Source organism: Martelella sp. FOR1707, assembly GCF_053484265.1.
Genome location: NZ_JBAKFP010000003.1, coordinates 678637 through 694408 on the forward strand (window position 1 = coordinate 678637; position 15772 = coordinate 694408).

General features: G+C 61.4%; 18 protein-coding genes and 2 tRNA genes (1 of these 20 cut by a window edge). 14 read left to right on the top strand and 6 right to left on the bottom strand.

The genetic code is table 11. The annotated features are described in order from the left end of the window. Both V6765_RS11025 and V6765_RS11030 read right to left on the bottom strand, forming a co-directional pair. A tRNA-Glu gene (locus V6765_RS11025) sits at nucleotides 1-21 on the bottom strand; it reaches 154 nt to the left of the window's first position. 167 nt (nucleotides 22-188) lie between these two features. Then, entirely contained in the window at nucleotides 189-629 is a 441-nt protein-coding gene (locus V6765_RS11030) for a VOC family protein (protein WP_448428644.1), read from the bottom strand. 161 nt (nucleotides 630-790) lie between these two features. On the opposite strand from V6765_RS11030, the gene V6765_RS11035 reads away from it, so the two are divergent. The 3 genes from V6765_RS11035 (at nucleotide 791) to V6765_RS11045 (ending at nucleotide 2142) form a co-directional block, all read left to right on the top strand. Further along, nucleotides 791-1369, top strand: a complete 579-nt coding sequence (locus tag V6765_RS11035; protein ID WP_018065967.1) for a cold-shock protein — start codon at nucleotides 791-793, stop codon at nucleotides 1367-1369. 163 nt (nucleotides 1370-1532) lie between these two features. Beyond that, a complete protein-coding gene (locus tag V6765_RS11040; protein ID WP_448428646.1) occupies nucleotides 1533-2003 on the top strand; it encodes a DUF192 domain-containing protein in 471 nt (156 codons plus the stop codon). A gap of 62 nt (nucleotides 2004-2065) precedes the next feature. After that, a tRNA-Pro gene (locus V6765_RS11045) sits at nucleotides 2066-2142 on the top strand. 71 nt (nucleotides 2143-2213) lie between these two features. Here V6765_RS11045 and V6765_RS11050 read toward each other — a convergent pair. The 3 genes from V6765_RS11050 to V6765_RS11060 form a co-directional block, all read right to left on the bottom strand. Next, the gene (locus V6765_RS11050) at nucleotides 2214-2717 is read right to left on the bottom strand and encodes a GNAT family N-acetyltransferase (protein WP_448428648.1); all 504 of its coding nucleotides are present in this window, start codon (nucleotides 2715-2717) and stop codon (nucleotides 2214-2216) included. Between the two features lie 65 nt (nucleotides 2718-2782). Next, nucleotides 2783-3769, bottom strand: a complete 987-nt coding sequence (gene murB, locus V6765_RS11055; RefSeq protein ID WP_448428650.1) for a UDP-N-acetylmuramate dehydrogenase — start codon at nucleotides 3767-3769, stop codon at nucleotides 2783-2785. A gap of 129 nt (nucleotides 3770-3898) precedes the next feature. After that, nucleotides 3899-5962, bottom strand: a complete 2064-nt coding sequence (locus V6765_RS11060) for a transglycosylase SLT domain-containing protein (RefSeq protein WP_448428652.1) — start codon at nucleotides 5960-5962, stop codon at nucleotides 3899-3901. A 199-nt stretch (nucleotides 5963-6161) separates the two neighbouring features. Here V6765_RS11060 and dapA point away from each other — a divergent pair, with 199 nt between their 5' ends. After that, nucleotides 6162-7043, top strand: coding sequence for a 4-hydroxy-tetrahydrodipicolinate synthase (gene dapA, locus V6765_RS11065; RefSeq protein WP_448428654.1), 882 nt, complete (start codon nucleotides 6162-6164; stop codon nucleotides 7041-7043). Between the two features lie 34 nt (nucleotides 7044-7077). Next, on the top strand, nucleotides 7078-7557 hold the full coding sequence (gene smpB / locus V6765_RS11070; RefSeq protein WP_230720559.1) for an SsrA-binding protein SmpB: 480 nt from the start codon (nucleotides 7078-7080) through the stop codon (nucleotides 7555-7557). 30 nt (nucleotides 7558-7587) lie between these two features. Here smpB and V6765_RS11075 read toward each other — a convergent pair whose 3' ends face one another. Continuing rightward, nucleotides 7588-8166: a LabA-like NYN domain-containing protein gene (locus V6765_RS11075; protein WP_448428657.1), complete on the bottom strand. Its 579-nt coding sequence runs from the start codon at nucleotides 8164-8166 to the stop codon at nucleotides 7588-7590. Between the two features lie 284 nt (nucleotides 8167-8450). Here V6765_RS11075 and rpoZ point away from each other — a divergent pair, with 284 nt between their 5' ends. From rpoZ to recO, 9 genes are all read left to right on the top strand, one after another. Next, nucleotides 8451-8852, top strand: coding sequence for a DNA-directed RNA polymerase subunit omega (gene rpoZ, locus V6765_RS11080; protein ID WP_230720557.1), 402 nt, complete (start codon nucleotides 8451-8453; stop codon nucleotides 8850-8852). A gap of 91 nt (nucleotides 8853-8943) precedes the next feature. Further along, nucleotides 8944-11130: a RelA/SpoT family protein gene (locus V6765_RS11085; RefSeq protein WP_448428659.1), complete on the top strand. Its 2187-nt coding sequence runs from the start codon at nucleotides 8944-8946 to the stop codon at nucleotides 11128-11130. Between the two features lie 110 nt (nucleotides 11131-11240). Further along, nucleotides 11241-11426 (top strand): hypothetical protein, encoded by a 186-nt coding sequence (locus V6765_RS11090; protein WP_448428661.1) that lies wholly within the window; start codon nucleotides 11241-11243, stop codon nucleotides 11424-11426. A 52-nt stretch (nucleotides 11427-11478) separates the two neighbouring features. Further along, entirely contained in the window at nucleotides 11479-12060 is a 582-nt protein-coding gene (locus tag V6765_RS11095) for a DUF2062 domain-containing protein (RefSeq protein ID WP_448428663.1), read from the top strand. A gap of 19 nt (nucleotides 12061-12079) precedes the next feature. After that, nucleotides 12080-12493, top strand: a complete 414-nt coding sequence (gene acpS / locus V6765_RS11100) for a holo-ACP synthase (RefSeq protein WP_448428665.1) — start codon at nucleotides 12080-12082, stop codon at nucleotides 12491-12493. 69 nt (nucleotides 12494-12562) lie between these two features. Beyond that, nucleotides 12563-13309, top strand: a complete 747-nt coding sequence (gene lepB, locus V6765_RS11105; RefSeq protein ID WP_448428667.1) for a signal peptidase I — start codon at nucleotides 12563-12565, stop codon at nucleotides 13307-13309. Then, nucleotides 13310-14011 carry a ribonuclease III gene (rnc, locus tag V6765_RS11110; protein ID WP_448428669.1) on the top strand — a complete coding sequence of 234 codons (702 nt, stop codon included), beginning with the start codon at nucleotides 13310-13312 and terminating at the stop codon, nucleotides 14009-14011. Nucleotides 14012-14077: 66 nt separating this feature from the next. Beyond that, nucleotides 14078-15001, top strand: coding sequence for a GTPase Era (gene era, locus V6765_RS11115; RefSeq protein ID WP_448428670.1), 924 nt, complete (start codon nucleotides 14078-14080; stop codon nucleotides 14999-15001). Between the two features lie 21 nt (nucleotides 15002-15022). Beyond that, nucleotides 15023-15763: a DNA repair protein RecO gene (recO, locus tag V6765_RS11120; protein WP_448428672.1), complete on the top strand. Its 741-nt coding sequence runs from the start codon at nucleotides 15023-15025 to the stop codon at nucleotides 15761-15763. Nucleotides 15764-15772: the final 9 nt, after the last annotated feature.

Sequence of the window (15772 nt, forward strand, 5' to 3'; positions counted from 1 at the left end):
TAACCGATAGACGAAGGGCGCATGCGGTTGCTGGGCGCCCTTATAATCAGGCAGATGAATTGCCGCAAGCGCAAATCAGCGAATTCTTCAAAAAAAAGACACAAGAGAGGCGCCGGTCGCGGCGCCTCAATAAGTATTTGTTTTTTCCGCCTAAAATCCGTGCGCGCACGGTCAGCGGAAAAGCGGGCTTACCAGCTTCCGGTGTTCTGCATCGAAGCCCAGGGTTCCTGCGGCGGCAGCGCATCGCCTTCCTGCAGGATTTCAACCGAAATGCCGTCGGGCGAGCGCACGAACGCCATATGGCCGTCGCGCGGCGGGCGGTTGATGGTGACGCCGCCATCCGCCATCTTCTGGCAGAAATCGTAGATATTCTCGACCCGGTAGGCGAGGTGGCCGAAATTGCGGCCGCCGGAATATTCTTCCGGATCCCAGTTATAGGTCAGCTCCAGCTTCGGCACGTGATCGTTGTCGCCCTTTTCGAGATCGGCGGGCGCGGCGAGGAAAATCAGGGTGAACCGGCCCTTTTCGTTCTCGATCCGGCGCACTTCTTTCAGGCCCATCAACTCGCAGTAGAAGCGCAGCGAGGCGTCGATATCCGTTATGCGGACCATGGTGTGGAGATAATGCATAGGTCACTTTCCTGTGGGCTAGTCTGAAAATTTCTGCGGCGTTGGCCCGCAATTCCCGATTTCATGCGTTTGGGTATTGCAGGAATCAGATGGATGAATGTTATTCTTGCATGAAGAATCAGTTAATTCGCGGCCTGGGTTTTTCAAGGAGCGGGGGCAACATGGCCGAGAGGTCTCAAGCGGGAAGATATTCTGCCGCAGAGGATGCGGGCCTTGAAGCCGGCGAACTGCTCGAGGTGACCGGCTTCGTGAAATGGTTCGATGTCGGCAAGGGTTTTGGTTTCGTGGTGCCGGATAACGGCATGGACGATATTCTCCTCCACGTCACGTGCCTGCGCAAGGACGGCTACCAGACCATTCTGGAAGGCACCCGCGTCGTGGCGCTCGTGCAAAAGCGCGAGCGCGGCTATCAGGCGTTCCGCATCCTGTCCATGGACCAGTCCACTGCCGTCCATCCCTCGCAGATGCCGCCGGTGAAGACCCATGTCCATGTCGAGGCGACCAGCGGGCTGGAGCGGGTGATCGTCAAATGGTTCAACCGCGAAAAGGGCTTCGGCTTCCTGACCCGCGGCGAGGGCACCGAGGACATCTTCATCCACATGGAGACGCTGCGCCGTTACGGCCTCACCGAACTGGTCCAGGGCCAGAGCGTGCTGGTGCGCTTCGGCGACGGGCCCAAGGGCTTGATGGCCGCCGAGGTTCATCCCGACATTCCGAACCCGATGCACCGCACCAACTGAGGCGTCGCGCGCTCTTCAGCGTTGGGTCTGACGTTTCGACGCTTCCACAGCCTCCGGCCTGCCGGCTCCACCTCAGGGCAGCGCATTCACATTGAGTTTTGCAGCGACGCTGCATAAGGTCGGCCACGGCGGCGAAACCGCCAGGCTTCGATGTGAGGACCCCATGAAACGCACATTCGGTAACTGGAAAATGCTGGCGGCCGCTTTCCTGCTGCTGTTCAGCGGGTTCGCGCTCGCCCAGACCGAAATCACCTTCGACACATCGCAACTGACGCTGCACACCGCGACAGGCGACCATGAGATCGTGGTCGAGCTGGCTCTCACCGAACAGCAGCGCCAGCGCGGCCTGATGTATCGCACCGAGCTTGCCCCCGATCACGGCATGATCTTCGATCTCGGCCCGCCGCGTACGGCCTCGATGTGGATGGCGAACACGCTGATCCCGCTCGACATGGTGTTTATTCGCGAGGATGGTTCGGTAGCCGGCTTCTACGAACAGGCCGAGCCCGGCTCCAAACGCGTGATCGCCTCGCGCGAACCGGTGAAATACGTGCTGGAACTCGCCGGCGGTCAGGCGCAGGCCTATGGCCTGAAGCCCGGCGACACCGTCACCGGCCCGGCGCTCAAGCAATAACGCCCGCGCACCGCTTTAAGTATTGCGATCGGCCCGCGAACCGTGTATCCGACCCGCATCGGCGGAGTGTAGCGCAGCCTGGTAGCGCATCTGGTTTGGGACCAGAGGGTCGGGAGTTCGAATCTCTCCACTCCGACCATTTTTCCGCACTGAAATCGCTAGAGATACTGATTTCATTGGGTTTGTGCGCGAATAACTCTTGTTTCCATTTTATCGCTGGTATCGATAGACGATGTCCGCAGGATCAGGCGCCTTGGCATGTTCATCCAACACGCCACCCAGCCGCTTCGCGATGGCGATCGATCGCACATTTTCCGGCGCGAAATAACTGACCAGCGTCTCCAGTTTGCGCACGCCGAAAGCCCATTGGCGCAATGCCATAGCTGCCTCTGTGGCGTAGCCGTGGCCTTCGAACCCGTCGAATAGGAACCAGCCCAGCTCATCCTCGGTAAACAGCGGGCCGCTATTGATGCTGACCATACCGATAGCCTGCCCGGTCCCGGCCAATTCCACCATCAACCCGCCGTGACCGAACATGCCCCAGGATCCGATGCAATGGCAGAACATGCCCCAGGTCTCGCGATCATCGAGAGGTCCGCCCATGTAAACCGCACGCTCGGACTGCATTATGGCGGCGTAATCTTGGTAGTCAGAAAAACGCGGTGGCCGCAGGCACAAACGATGGGTCTCCAGAGTTGGAGCGGTCTCGGTCAATTGGCTCTCCTGTGATATCGATTAAGTCGTTGTCCTGAATAAAGGCATCTCCGGACCCCCATCCTTCAAAACGCGATCGGTTCCTGCACCAGTTCCACGCCGAAACGCGCCCGCACCTTGCCGCGGATATGATCGGCCAGGGCGGCGATGTCGGTGCTTGTGGCGCCGCCGTGGTTGACGAGGACGAGGGCGTGGCGGGCGTAGGTGCCGGCGGGGCCGAGACGGAAGCCCTTGAGGCCGCATTGCTCGATCAGCCAGCCGGCGGAGAGCTTTACCGTGCCGTCGGGCTGCGGATAGCGCGGCGCTCCGGCGATTTCGGCGGCCTTTTGGGCGCTGACGACCGGATTGTGGAAGAATGAGCCGGCATTGCCCAGCGTTCGCCAGTCCGGAAGCTTCGAGGCGCGCAGCGCGACCACGTGGTCCAGCATCTCCTGCGCGGAGGCCTGCTCGGGTAACAGGTCGAGACCGGCGTAATCGCGTTTCGGTTGCCATGCGGCGGGCAGGGCGAGCGTCACCGACAGGATGACATGGCGACCGGGCTCGGCCTTGAAATGGCTCTGGCGATAGGCAAAGCGGCAAGCTGCGGCATCGAAGGTGCGGACAACGTCGCCCTTGAGATCATAGGCCTCGAGCGACAGGAAGAAATCGGAAAGCTGCGCGCCATAGGCGCCGATATTCTGGATCGGCGCGGCGCCGACCGTGCCGGGAATGCCGGCGAGGTTTTCCAGCCCCGGAATGCCTTGCGCGACGGTCCAGGACACGAAATCATGCCAGTTTTCGCCGGCCCCCGCCGTGATAATGGCGTGCGTGTCGGTCCGGCGCACGACCTGCCGACCGCCGATCCGCATGAGCGCCACGATGGCCTCAAGCTGCTCGTCCAGAACCACATTGCTGCCGCCGCCGAGAATGCGCAGCGGCAGGCCGGAGGTGGCGCTTTCGCGGGCAAGGGCTGGCAGCATGGCGGGATCATTGACGATCACGGCGCGGCGCGCGGAAGATTTCAGGCCGAACGTGTTGCTGCCGGTCAGGTCGAAATCGGAAATCATGTCCATCGGAGCGGTTCACCTTCTTGGCGTCCTGCCAAACCCGGCGGGCGCTGATGGTCAGTCAGATAGCGGAAAGCGCCGACACGGCGCAAGGCCGGCCGACGCTCAGGGGGGCAAAGCTTTTTTCTTTCGGAGTCAGGTCCGGCCGTAGATCAGGTCGCGCGCTATATCGGTCGGCTGACCGAGGCGGGCCTTGTAGATCTCGTAGTTTTCCATCACCCGCTGCACGTAATTGCGGGTTTCCGGATAGGGGATCGATTCGATCCAGTCGATCACGAAATCGAGGTTCTTGCCGCGCGGATCGCCGAAGCGCTCGATCCATTGGGGAACGCGCGCCGGCCCGGCATTATAGGCGATGAAGGTCAGGATATAGGAACCGCCGAAACGGTCGATCTGCTCGCCGAGATAATGCGCGCCAAGCGTGGCGTTATAGGCGGGGTCGCTGGTCAGCCGACTTGGCGAATAGGAAAGGCCGTGCCGGCTCGCCACGCGCTGCGCGGTGGTCGGCAGAAGCTGCAGCAGCCCGCGCGCGTTGGCCGGCGAGACCGCGCCGGGATTGAATTCGGTTTCCTGCCGGGCGATCGCATAGGCAAGCGCCATGCCCGAGCCGGAAATATTGGCGTTGGTCGGGATCACGCCGATCGGGAAAGCGAGTGCCGCGACATCCAGCCCGCGGCCATAGGCGATCTTGCCGATCTGGAGCGACAGCATGTGGCTGCGATCCTTTTCCGCCTGATAGGCGAGCAGCGCCAGTTCGCCGGGGCTGGTAAGCTGATAGGCAAGGGCGCGATAGAGCGAATCGGCGCGCCAGCCATGGCCGACCGATTCGAGCCGGTCGATCGCCTGAACGGCGGGATTGCGCTGGTAGTTGGTGCGATCGCTCGCCGTCGGGCTCGGATAGGGCGCATCGAGCCGCGTCTGGCCAAGCTTCTGCAGCGCAAGTTGGCCGTAGAAGGTGGTCTCGTATTGTCCGGCCTTGCGGTAGAAGTCGCGCGCATTGCCTGGGCCGCCCGCTTCGGCGGCGCGACCCTGCCAGTAATAGGAACGGGATGCCGAGATCGGGGTCGTTGAAATCGCGACGATATCGGCGAAATGCTTCGAGGCGGTCCGGCCGTCATTGAGGCCCCGCAGCGCGATCCAGCCGGCGTGGAAGGCCGCGTCGAGACGATCGAGACGATCCTCCGGCATGGCGGCCGCGACCACCTGATAGGCTTCGCGTGGATGGCCGTCCTCATAGAACTGCCGTCCGATGATGCGGCTTTCATCCCACCACTGGTCCGGGTTGACGAGCGCGGCCTGGTTGCGCGGCATCTTCTTCAGAAGGGCTGCCGCGGTGTCATACTGATTGGTCTGACGGGCATTGCGGATCTGGATGTAGAGGAAGGCCGGATCGCTGCGCCAGGACGAGTGCACGGCATTGATCAGGCTGCCGGCATTGTCCTGCCGGCGAATGACGGCGGCCCATGCATTGTAGAAGGACTGGGCATTGCCCATTTCGGAGAACCGCTTGGCCTGGGTCGCGCGGTCGCGATACATCAGGTAGATCATCCGGTTCTTGTGGTCGGTCTGGCTGAGGATCGAACCGAATTCGCTGAGGATCTCGTTTTCCGAGCTGGTGTCGAGCGCCCATCCGGTCCAGGCGCGGTCGATGATGGCATGCGCCTTCTGCTTCTGCCCGGTCGCCATATAGGCGCGCGCAAGCAGGATCGTGCCGTCCGAAGTCTCGGGCAGCGTATTGCCGAAGGCGGCCAGCACATTGTTGGGCGAAGGGTTTTCGCGCGCGAAGGCCCGTTCGGAATTGGCGCGCAGCGAGGAAAGCCCCGGCCAGCCGCGAAGTTCCTGCTGGGCCTTGGCGATTTCGGAGGAGGGAACGCCGGGCTCGCCGGAAACGGCGATCGCCCAGCTCAGGATCTGATGATCGAGGCTGTTGTCGGGCAGCCGGGCCCGAGCCTGCATCGCGCCGGGTACGTTGCTGTCCTTCAGCGCATCGAGACCCTGTTTTAGGATCGTGCTCGAAGCCGGATTGGCGATCGGCTGGCTGATCGCGCCGGTCACCTCAAGGGACGGCGGAAACGCCGAACGGTCCGGGCGGGCATAGGGGATTGGCGCCGCGGAGGGGAAATCCTGCGCAGCAAGTGATGTCATCTCCGCTGCCGTCATCACGGCGGCGAGCGAAAGCATGGAAAGTGTTTTCTTCATTCGATCATCCAGGGGTCGAATTCAGTCGGGCTCCGTCAGTCTCGTTTATCGCGGTTAATATGGCCTTAAGCTATCACAGAATCGAGCGGTTTGCTGCTTCGAATGCTAATGCTTGCAGTACCTGATGTCCGGCATTATGGTGCGCGCGATTTAACAACAAGAATGCGGCTTTATAACGAGGGCCGTCAGGAGAATCTGCATGTTCAAGGGGTCCATACCCGCCCTTGTTACGCCCTTTACAGCCGACGGCGCGGTCGACGAGCAGGCATTCGCCGCGCATGTCGACTGGCAGATCGGCGAGGGCAGCCATGGCGTGTCGCCCGTCGGCACCACCGGCGAAAGCCCGACGCTGAGCCATGACGAGCACAAGCGGGTGGTCGACCTCTGCGTGGAAGTGGTCGCGGGACGGGTTCCGGTGATCGCCGGCGCCGGCTCCAACAATACCCGCGAGGCGATCGAACTGGCGCTCCATGCCGAAAAGGCGGGAGCCGATGCGCTGCTCGTGGTCACGCCCTATTACAACAAGCCGACGCAGAAAGGTCTGTTCGCGCATTTCTCGGCGATCGCCGAGGCAACAAAGCTGCCGATCTTCATCTACAACATCCCCCCGCGCTCGGTCATCGACCTGATGCCGGAGACGATGGGCGCGCTGGTGAAGGCGCATTCCAACATCGTCGGCGTCAAGGATGCGACGGCCAAGCTCGACCGGGTTTCCGAGCAGCGCATGACCTGCGGCAAGGAATTCATCCAGCTCTCGGGCGAGGATGCCACAGCGCTCGGCTTTGCCGCGCAGGGCGGGGTGGGGGCGATTTCGGTTACCGCCAATGTCGCACCGAAGCTTTGCGCCGAATTCCAGAACGCGCTTCTTGCCGGCGATTTCGTCAAGGCGCTGGAATATCAGGACAGGCTGATGCCGCTCCACCGGGCGCTGTTTCTTGAACCGGGCGTTTGCGGCACTAAATACGCGCTGAACCGGATCGGCCGGATGGAGGGCGCGGTCCGTCTGCCGCTGACGCCGGTGGATGACAGAACGGCCGCCGAAATTGACGCGGCGCTGAAACATGCCGGATTGCTGAACTGATCGCGGCCGGCAGATAGCAGACTGGAAGACTTTCATGGCTCCGAAAGGCAGCAAGGGTGGTCGGCTGAATATCGTGGCCGAAAACCGCAAGGCACGGTTCAATTACGAAATCCTCGACACGCTCGAGGCGGGCCTTGTGTTGACCGGAACCGAGGTCAAATCGCTGCGTGAGGGCAAGGCCAATATCGCCGAATCCTACGCCTCCGACGAGGATGGCGAGATGTGGCTTATCAATTCCTATCTGCCGGAATATCTGCAGGGCAACCGCTTCAATCACGAACCGCGCCGCCGCCGCAAGCTGCTTCTGGGAAAGCGCGAAATCCATCGCCTGCGCTCCGCCGTCAACCGCGATGGCATGACGCTGATCCCGTTGAAGCTCTACTTCAACGATCGTGGAAGGGCGAAGCTCGAGCTTGCGCTGGGCAAGGGCAAGAAGCTGCACGACAAGCGCGAAACAGCCAAGAAACGCGACTGGAACCGGGAAAAGAGCCGGCTTCTCAAGAACCTCGGCTGACGGCAACAGCGACTGCTGCCCTGAAGGGCTTCAGTCGTCGAAGTCGGAGCTCACCACTTCGGGCGTGCGCTGGGGTCGTTCCGATGGTTCGCGACCGATTTCCTGCTTCAGCGAAACCAGATCGATAAAGTGATCGGCCTGCCGGCGCAGGTCGTCGGCGATCATCGGCGGCTGGGTCGCCATGGTGGAGACCACCGAAACCTTGCGGCCCTTGCGCTGCAGCGCTTCCACCAGCGTGGTGAAATCGCCATCGCCGGAGAAGATCACGAGATGATCGACCGTCGCCGATTGCTCCATCGCGTCGATCGCCAGCTCGATATCCATATTGCCCTTGATCTTCCGCCGACCCATGGAATCGGTGAATTCCTTGGCGGGCTTGGTCACGACCTTGTAGCCGTTGTAATCCAGCCAGTCGATCAGCGGACGGATCGAGGAATATTCCTGGTCTTCGATCAGCGCCGTGTAGTAATAGGCGCGCAGCAGATAGGCCTTGCCCTGAAACACCTTCAGAAGTCTGCGATAATCAATGTCGAAACCGAGGCCCTTGGAGGCGGCGTAAAGGTTCGCGCCATCGATGAAGAGCGCAATTTTCTCGCGCGGATCAAACATAAAACATGTCCTCAAATAAAATTTGGATTTGCCACCGTCTGCAATTTAGTGCGGCCGCCCTATACGGGTAAACGACGACAGATCAAATTTGTGCCAAAAAATATACAATTCATTCAGGATTTAAGCATCTGACTGAAGAATTCAACATAAAGTTTTGCGGCGCAACGTAACGCGGATCGCATCATGGCGGTTCGCGCGCTTCGGCATTGAATTGCGCCCTTGAATTCCGGGCTCGGCTCCTTTATGAGGTGCCATTCCACAGAAATCTCCTAAAAGGACAGTCAATGGCTCGTGTCACAGTTGAAGACTGTATCGACAAAGTCGACAACCGGTTCGATCTCGTTCTGCTCGCAGGACATCGTGCGCGTCTCATCTCCCAGGGCGCCCAGATCACCGTCGACCGCGACAATGATAAGAACCCGGTCGTGGCCCTTCGCGAGATCGCCGACGAAACCCTTTCGCCCGACGATCTGAAGGAAGACCTGATCCATTCGCTTCAGCGTCACGTCGAGGTCGACGAACCCGAGGCCGACAGTTCGGCCAGCGCTTCGGCCGACGAGGACGCCGCCGAGCCCGCGGAGCGCCCGGACATGCCGGATGCCATCCCCTTCGACCAGATGTCGGAAGAAGAGCTTCGTTCCGGTATCGAAGGCCTGGTTCCGCCGGAAAAAGGCGACGATTACTGATATTGCCGGCTGCGGGTTCACCCCGCGGCCGCTTTCCATTTCAGCGGACTTGAGGTCCGCATTGCGCCCGTAACGGGCCGGTCACTGAGCCATGATGCGGCAATACGAACTCGTTGAGCGGGTACAGAAATATAAGCCTGACGCCGATATCGCGCTGCTCAACAAGGCCTATGTCTACGCCATGCAGAAGCATGGACGTCAAAAGCGCGCCAGCGGCGATCCCTACATCTCGCATCCGCTTGAAGTCGCGGCGATCCTGACCGACCTGCACATGGACGAGTCGACGATCGCGGTTGCGCTCCTGCACGACACGATCGAGGATACCTCGGCGACGCGCGACGAGATCGACCAGTTCTTCGGCGATGAGATCGGCGCGCTGGTCGAGGGGCTCACAAAGATCAAGCGGCTCGACCTCGTCTCCCGCAAGGCGCAGCAGGCCGAAAACCTGCGCAAGCTGTTTCTTGCCGTGGCCGATGATGTGCGCGTGCTTCTGGTCAAGCTCGCCGACCGGCTGCACAACATGCGCACGCTCTATTACATGCGCGCCGACAAGCGCCGGCGGATTTCCGAGGAGACGATGGAAATCTATGCGCCGCTCGCCGGCCGCATGGGCATGCAGGACATGCGCGAGGAACTCGAGGACCTGTCCTTCCAGTACATCAATCCGGAAGCCTATCAGACGATCCGCGACAAGCTGCAGGATCTCGCTGGCCAGAACCAGGCTATGGTCAAGAGCATCGAGGACGAGCTCAAGGCTCTCCTGACCGAGCATGGTCTCGTTGACGTGAAGGTGAAGGGCCGGCTGAAGAAGCCGTTTTCGATCTTCAACAAGATGCAGTCGAAATCACTGTCATTCGAGCAGATGTCCGATCTTTACGGCTTCCGGATCATCGTCGACGAGCTTGAAAGCTGCTACCGGGCTCTTGGCTTCGTGCATACCCGCTGGCGCATGGTGCCGGAACGCTTCAAGGATTACATCTCCAATCCGAAGCAGAACGGCTACCAGTCGCTGCATACGACGATTGTCGGGCCGCTCAGGCAGCGCATCGAGCTGCAGATCCGCACCCGCGCGATGCATGATATCGCGGAATACGGCATCGCCGCCCACTCCCTCTACAAGGAAGGCAAGGTAGCTGGCGCCGCGCACGACGAAACCAACGTGTTCTCCTGGTTCCGCAAGACCATCGAGGCGCTGGCCGAAGGCGACAGCCCCGAGGAGTTTCTCGAGCACACCAAGCTGGAGCTGTTTCAGGACCAGGTGTTTTGCTTCACCCCCAAGGGGCAGTTGATCGCGCTGCCGAAGGACGCGACGCCGATCGACTTCGCCTACGCGGTCCACACCAATATCGGCGATACCTGCGTCGGCGCCAAGGTCAACGGGCGGATGATGCCGCTGGTGACCCGGCTCAACAATGGCGACGAGGTTGAAATCATCCGCTCCGGCGTGCAGGTGCCGCCGCCGGCCTGGGAAGGCATCGTCGTCACCGGCAAGGCGCGCGCGGCAATCCGCAGGGCAACGCGGGCGGCGATCCGCAAGCAGTATAGCGGTCTCGGCTACCGGATTCTGGAGCGCACCTTCGCGCGTTCGGGCAAGACCTTTTCGCGCGAGGTGCTGGCCTCGGTGCTGCACCGTCTCGGCCAGAACGATGTCGAGGACGTGATCGCCGCCGTCGGACGCAACGAGCTCTCCTCCGTCGATGTGCTGAAAGCCGTGTTCCCGGATCACAAGGATGAGCGCGTCACTATCAAGCCAAACGTCGAGGATGGCTGGGTGAGCCTGCCGAAAGGCGAGGGCATGGCGTTTCGTCTGCCGGACGCCGAGAGCGAGGCGGGCGTGCCGCTGCGCGGCCTCAACGGCGCGGCGATCGTGCGGTTTTCGCCGTCGGGCGCAGTGCCCGGCGACCGCATCGTCGGCATCACCGAGGATGACGGAAGCATCACGGTCTACCCCATCCAGTCGCCGGGCCTTCAGCAATACGAGGACCAGCCGGACCGATGGGTCGACATCCGATGGGATATCGATTCCACCAATGACAAGCGGTTCCGCGCGCGCATCGACATCAACGTGCTGAACGAGCCCGGCACGCTTGCCCGCATCACCTCGACCATCGCGACGCTCGACGTCAATATCCGCTCGATTCGGATGGATGTGATTGCCGAGGATTTCGCCGAGGTTGGCATGGATATGGAGGTCTGGGACCTTCGCCAGTTGACGCAGACGATCAATCAGATCAAGGCGCTCGATTGCGTGGCCACGGTGAAACGCGAGTTCGTCTGAAGCGGCGTGCGCGCCATCGGTTGATGACGGACAATGGCCACGGCCGCGATGGAACATTATGGTTCAAGTTTGCGTCTAACAGTCATCAACCGACGAAAGGCAGGAACGCCATGTGGGATGGTTTGCGCGACTTCTTCAAACGCTTCACGCACCCCAAGGTCAGCGAGAGCGAGGCCGAGGGCGTTAAGCACGTCTTCGACAATATCGACCAGAATTTCGACCCCGGCCGTCCGAAGCCCGAGGATCTGCGGGAGAGCGACGATGAAGAGGTGCGCCGCCGCATGAAGTCGGACTAGATATCGGTCAAAACGCGCTTGCATTCATTGTCCCAGCTGTCAAAACTAGACCATGCTTTTCAAGAGACGTTCTCCGGCAAGTTTTTGGCAGCGATTGCGCGGCGCGGTCTGGCCCAGAAAGGGTTTCTGGCGCGTCCCGGTCTATATCTATCACCGCACCGTGCGGCTGCGGGCCACGCCGCACGCGATCGCCATGGGCATCGCGGCAGGGGTGTTCGTGTCGTGGACGCCTTTCATCGGACTGCATTTCGTGTCCGCCTTTGCGATCGCTTTCGTTTTGGGCGGCAATCTTTTCGCCTCGGCCCTTGGCACGGCCTTCGGCAATCCGCTGACCTTTCCCTTCATCTGGCTCTCCACCTGGAAATTCGGCAGCTTCCTGCTGGGTCGCAGCGCCGAAGGGCGCCAGCACATCGACCTTGTCGACCTCGTAAAGAAATTCGAGCTTTCCGATCTCTGGAAGCCGCTGCTGGAACCGATGATCGTCGGCTCGATCATTCCAGCGCTCGTCTGTGGCGGTCTGTTCTATATTGCCACCTATTACGCGGTGCAGTCGTTCCAGACTCGCCGCCAGGCGATGATCGCGGCGCGCCAGGCCGAGCTGCAGAACGGCGCCATCAATGGTTCGAAGAATTGAAACTACCGGGAGAAATGCGATGATCGTCGGCCTCGGCAGCGACCTGATCGATATCAGGCGCGTGGAAAAGACCATTGAACGCTTCGGCGAGCGCTTCACGGCCCGCTGCTTCACCGATATCGAACAGGCGAAGTCCGACCGGCGGCGAAACCGCGCCGCCTCCTACGCCAAGCGCTTCGCAGCAAAGGAGGCCTGTTCCAAGGCGCTCGGCACCGGCATTGCACAGGGCGTGTTCTGGAAGGATATGGGTGTGGTCAACCTGCCGGGCGGCAAGCCGACCATGAACCTCACCGGCGGCGCCGGAACAGCGCTCGCGCGCCTGATTCCCGCCGGCCACGAGGCTCGCATCCACATCACGATCACCGATGACTATCCGCTCGCGCAGGCCTTCGTCATCATCGAGGCGGTGGAGCAGGCCGCAAAACCGGCTTAAAAACATTGCCCGATTTTGCCGAAGGGGCTAAAGCTCATGGCGAAACCGGTGAGCAAAAGGAAGCACTGCGTGTCTGAAAAAGAAGAAAAACAGGAAAGCTCGCTGTGGAGCAATGTGAAGGTCATTGTCCAGGCGCTGCTTCTGGCGGTGGTCATCAAGACTTTCCTGTTTCAGCCTTTCACGATTCCCTCCGGATCGATGATGCCGACGCTTCTGGTCGGCGACTATCTGTTCGTGAACAAGTTCTCCTACGGTTATTCCCGATACTCGCTTCCTTTCTCGCCGAACCTGTTTTCAGGCCGCATCTTCGGCAGCTCGCCCGACCGCGGCGATGTCGTGGTGTTCCGCTATCCGCCGGACCCGAGCATTGATTACATCAAGCGCGTGATCGGCCTGCCGGGCGACCGGGTGCAGGTCAGAAACGGGATTCTCTATCTGAACGACGAGCCGGTGCCGCGCACCGCCGACGGCACTTTCACCTCCGATTATCGTCGTGATCCCGGCCGCGATATCCCGGTCTTCCGTGAGACGCTGCCCGACGGCGTGAGCTACGACACGCTGGACGAACTGCGCAACGGACCGGGCGACAATACCCGCGAGTTCATCGTGCCCGAGGACCATTATTTCATGATGGGCGACAATCGCGACAACTCGCTCGACAGCCGTTTCGATGTCGGTTACGTGCCGGCGGAAAACCTCATCGGCCGCGCCAGCCTGATCTTCTTCTCGCTCGGCAACGACACCTCTTTCGCCCAGATATGGAAGTGGCCGTTCAACATGCGCTGGGACCGCATGTTCAAGGTTATCGGTGGCTGAATGACGGAAAGGCACGGCGCTGATGTCGACGCATTTGCCAAGCTGATCGGCTTCGATTTTACCGATCGCAAGCGCCTCGCGCTGGCGCTGACCCATGCCAGCGCGCGCAGCGGCAAGGACGACAATTACGAACGGCTGGAGTTTCTCGGCGACCGGGTGCTGGGGCTGGTGATTGCCGAGAACCTGTTCCGGCTGTTTCCGGGTGCAAGCGAAGGCGAGCTCTCGGTGCGGCTGAACCAGCTTGTCAGCGCCGAGGCCTGCGCGCGGGTTGCCGACGATCTCGGCTTGCACCGGTTCATCAAGACCGGGCAGGACGTGAAGAAGCTCACCGGTAAGCGCGTTTTGTCGATCCGTGCCGATGTCGTCGAAAGCGTGATCGCGGCGCTCTATCTGGAAGGCGGGCTGAAGCCTGCGCGCGATTTCATCGAAACCTGGTGGAAGCCGCTGTTTGCCGATGGCGTGACGCTGCGACGCGATGCCAAGACGGAACTGCAGGAATGGGCGCATGCCCGCTTTGGCCAGACGCCGGTCTACAAGGTCGAGGACCGTTCCGGTCCCGATCACGAGCCGCGCTTCACGGTGACGGTCACCGTCAGCGGCGTTGCCCCTGAAACCGGCATCGATCGCTCCAAGCGCGCCGCCGAACAGGTGGCGGCCACCCGGCTTCTGGAGCGCGAGGGCGTATGGACGGCCGAAGGCTGAGCCTGACTTTTTTATCTGTTATAGTGCGGGCCGCCATGATGCGGAAAGCCGCAGGAGTTGCCATTCATGACCGAGACTGAAACCATGCCGGAGGGCACCGACACCCGATCGGGCTTTGTCGCCCTCATCGGCCCGACCAATGCCGGCAAATCAACGCTGGTGAACCGGCTGGTGGGCGCCAAGGTGACGATTGTCAGCCACAAGGTGCAGACGACGCGCGCCACGCTGCGCGGCATCGCCATCCACGACAGGACGCAGATCGTGTTCATGGACACGCCCGGCATCTTCAAGCCGCGCCGCAGGCTCGATCGCGCCATGGTGATGGCCGCCTGGAGCGGCGCGCGCGATGCCGACCTCATCGTGCTGCTGATCGACAGCGAGCGCGGCCTGAAGGGCGATGCGGAGGCGATCCTGGAAGGCCTGAAAGAGGTGCGCCACCCGAAGATCCTGGTCCTGAACAAGATCGACCGCGTGCGGCCGGAAGACCTGCTGAAGCTTGCTGCGGCCGCCAATGAGGCGATCGATTTCGAGGAGACCTTCATGATTTCCGCCGCCACCGGTTCGGGCTGCGACGATCTGATGGATTTTCTGGCGAAGCGGCTTCCCGAGGGGCCGTGGTACTATCCGGAAGACCAGATTTCCGATCTGCCGATGCGCCAGCTCGCCGCCGAGATCACGCGTGAAAAGCTGTTCCTGCGGCTGCATCAGGAACTGCCCTATTCCTCCCATGTCGAAACGGAAAAATGGGAGGAGCGCAAGGATGGTTCGGTGCGCATCGAACAGGTGATCTATGTCGAGCGCGACAGCCAGAAGAAGATCGCGCTTGGCAAGAACGGCGAGGCGATCAAGGCGATTTCGATGAGTGCGCGCAAGGAGTTGTCGGAAATTCTTGATCAGCCGGTTCACCTCTTCCTTTTCGTCAAGGTGCGGGAGAACTGGGGCGACGATCCCGCGCGCTATCGCGAAATCGGGCTCGATTATTCGGACTGATCCGCCGGGAGACGCCGCGCTGTGGAATGGAACGACGAAGGCATTGTTCTGGGCAGCCGCCGCCACGGCGAGACCAGCGTGATCGCCGAGGTGATGACGGTGGATCATGGTCGCCATCTCGGCATGGTGCGCGGCGGCCGGTCGCGGACGATGCGGCCGGTGCTGCAGCCCGGCAACCGGGTTTCGCTCCACTGGCGCGCGCGGCTTTCCGAACATCTCGGCGAATTCCGTGTCGAGCCGATCGAACAGCGCGCAGCGTTTCTGATGCTGTCTGCGCCGGCGCTTCACGGCGTCCAGGCGATGGCTTCACTGCTGCGGCTCTTGCCGGAGCGTGACCCACACCGCCATCTCTGCGCGGCGATGGAAGTGATCATTTCCCATCTCGACGATGCCAGCGCCGCCGGCGAACTGTTCGTGCGCTTTGAACTGGCGCTGCTCAACGAACTCGGTTTCGGGCTTGATCTCGCCCAGTGCGCTGCGAGCGGCGTGACGACGGACCTTGCCTATGTGTCGCCGAAGACCGGCCGTGCGGTCTCCGAGGCGGCGGGCACGCCCTATGCCGACCGTATGCTGTTGCTGCCGATGTTCCTGCGACCGGACATGAACGAGGCTGCCGACCGGGCCGATCTGGAAGCCGGCTTCCGGCTGACCGGATTCTTTCTCAACCGCCACGTCTACGAGCCGCGCGGCCTGAAGCCGGACATGGCGCGCGAAAGCTTCATCCAGGCCACGCTGAAGGCCCTCGACGCCGCTTCGTCCTGAGTTGGATGT

Bases quoted from the DNA above. Each gene is read 5' to 3' on its own strand.
- V6765_RS11085 (WP_448428659.1), top strand. From the start codon at position 8,944: ATGATGCGGCAATACGAACTCGTTGAGCGGGTACAGAAATATAAGCCT.
- smpB (WP_230720559.1), top strand. From the start codon at position 7,078: ATGGCTCCGAAAGGCAGCAAGGGTGGTCGGCTGAATATCGTGGCCGAA.
- murB (WP_448428650.1), bottom strand. From the start codon at position 3,769: ATGGACATGATTTCCGATTTCGACCTGACCGGCAGCAACACGTTCGGC.
- V6765_RS11030 (WP_448428644.1), bottom strand. From the start codon at position 629: ATGCATTATCTCCACACCATGGTCCGCATAACGGATATCGACGCCTCG.
- V6765_RS11040 (WP_448428646.1), top strand. From the start codon at position 1,533: ATGAAACGCACATTCGGTAACTGGAAAATGCTGGCGGCCGCTTTCCTG.
- rnc (WP_448428669.1), top strand. From the start codon at position 13,310: ATGACGGAAAGGCACGGCGCTGATGTCGACGCATTTGCCAAGCTGATC.
- V6765_RS11060 (WP_448428652.1), bottom strand. From the start codon at position 5,962: ATGAAGAAAACACTTTCCATGCTTTCGCTCGCCGCCGTGATGACGGCA.
- era (WP_448428670.1), top strand. From the start codon at position 14,078: ATGACCGAGACTGAAACCATGCCGGAGGGCACCGACACCCGATCGGGC.
- rpoZ (WP_230720557.1), top strand. From the start codon at position 8,451: ATGGCTCGTGTCACAGTTGAAGACTGTATCGACAAAGTCGACAACCGG.
- acpS (WP_448428665.1), top strand. From the start codon at position 12,080: ATGATCGTCGGCCTCGGCAGCGACCTGATCGATATCAGGCGCGTGGAA.
- dapA (WP_448428654.1), top strand. From the start codon at position 6,162: ATGTTCAAGGGGTCCATACCCGCCCTTGTTACGCCCTTTACAGCCGAC.
- V6765_RS11075 (WP_448428657.1), bottom strand. From the start codon at position 8,166: ATGTTTGATCCGCGCGAGAAAATTGCGCTCTTCATCGATGGCGCGAAC.
- V6765_RS11035 (WP_018065967.1), top strand. From the start codon at position 791: ATGGCCGAGAGGTCTCAAGCGGGAAGATATTCTGCCGCAGAGGATGCG.
- V6765_RS11095 (WP_448428663.1), top strand. From the start codon at position 11,479: ATGCTTTTCAAGAGACGTTCTCCGGCAAGTTTTTGGCAGCGATTGCGC.
- V6765_RS11090 (WP_448428661.1), top strand. From the start codon at position 11,241: ATGTGGGATGGTTTGCGCGACTTCTTCAAACGCTTCACGCACCCCAAG.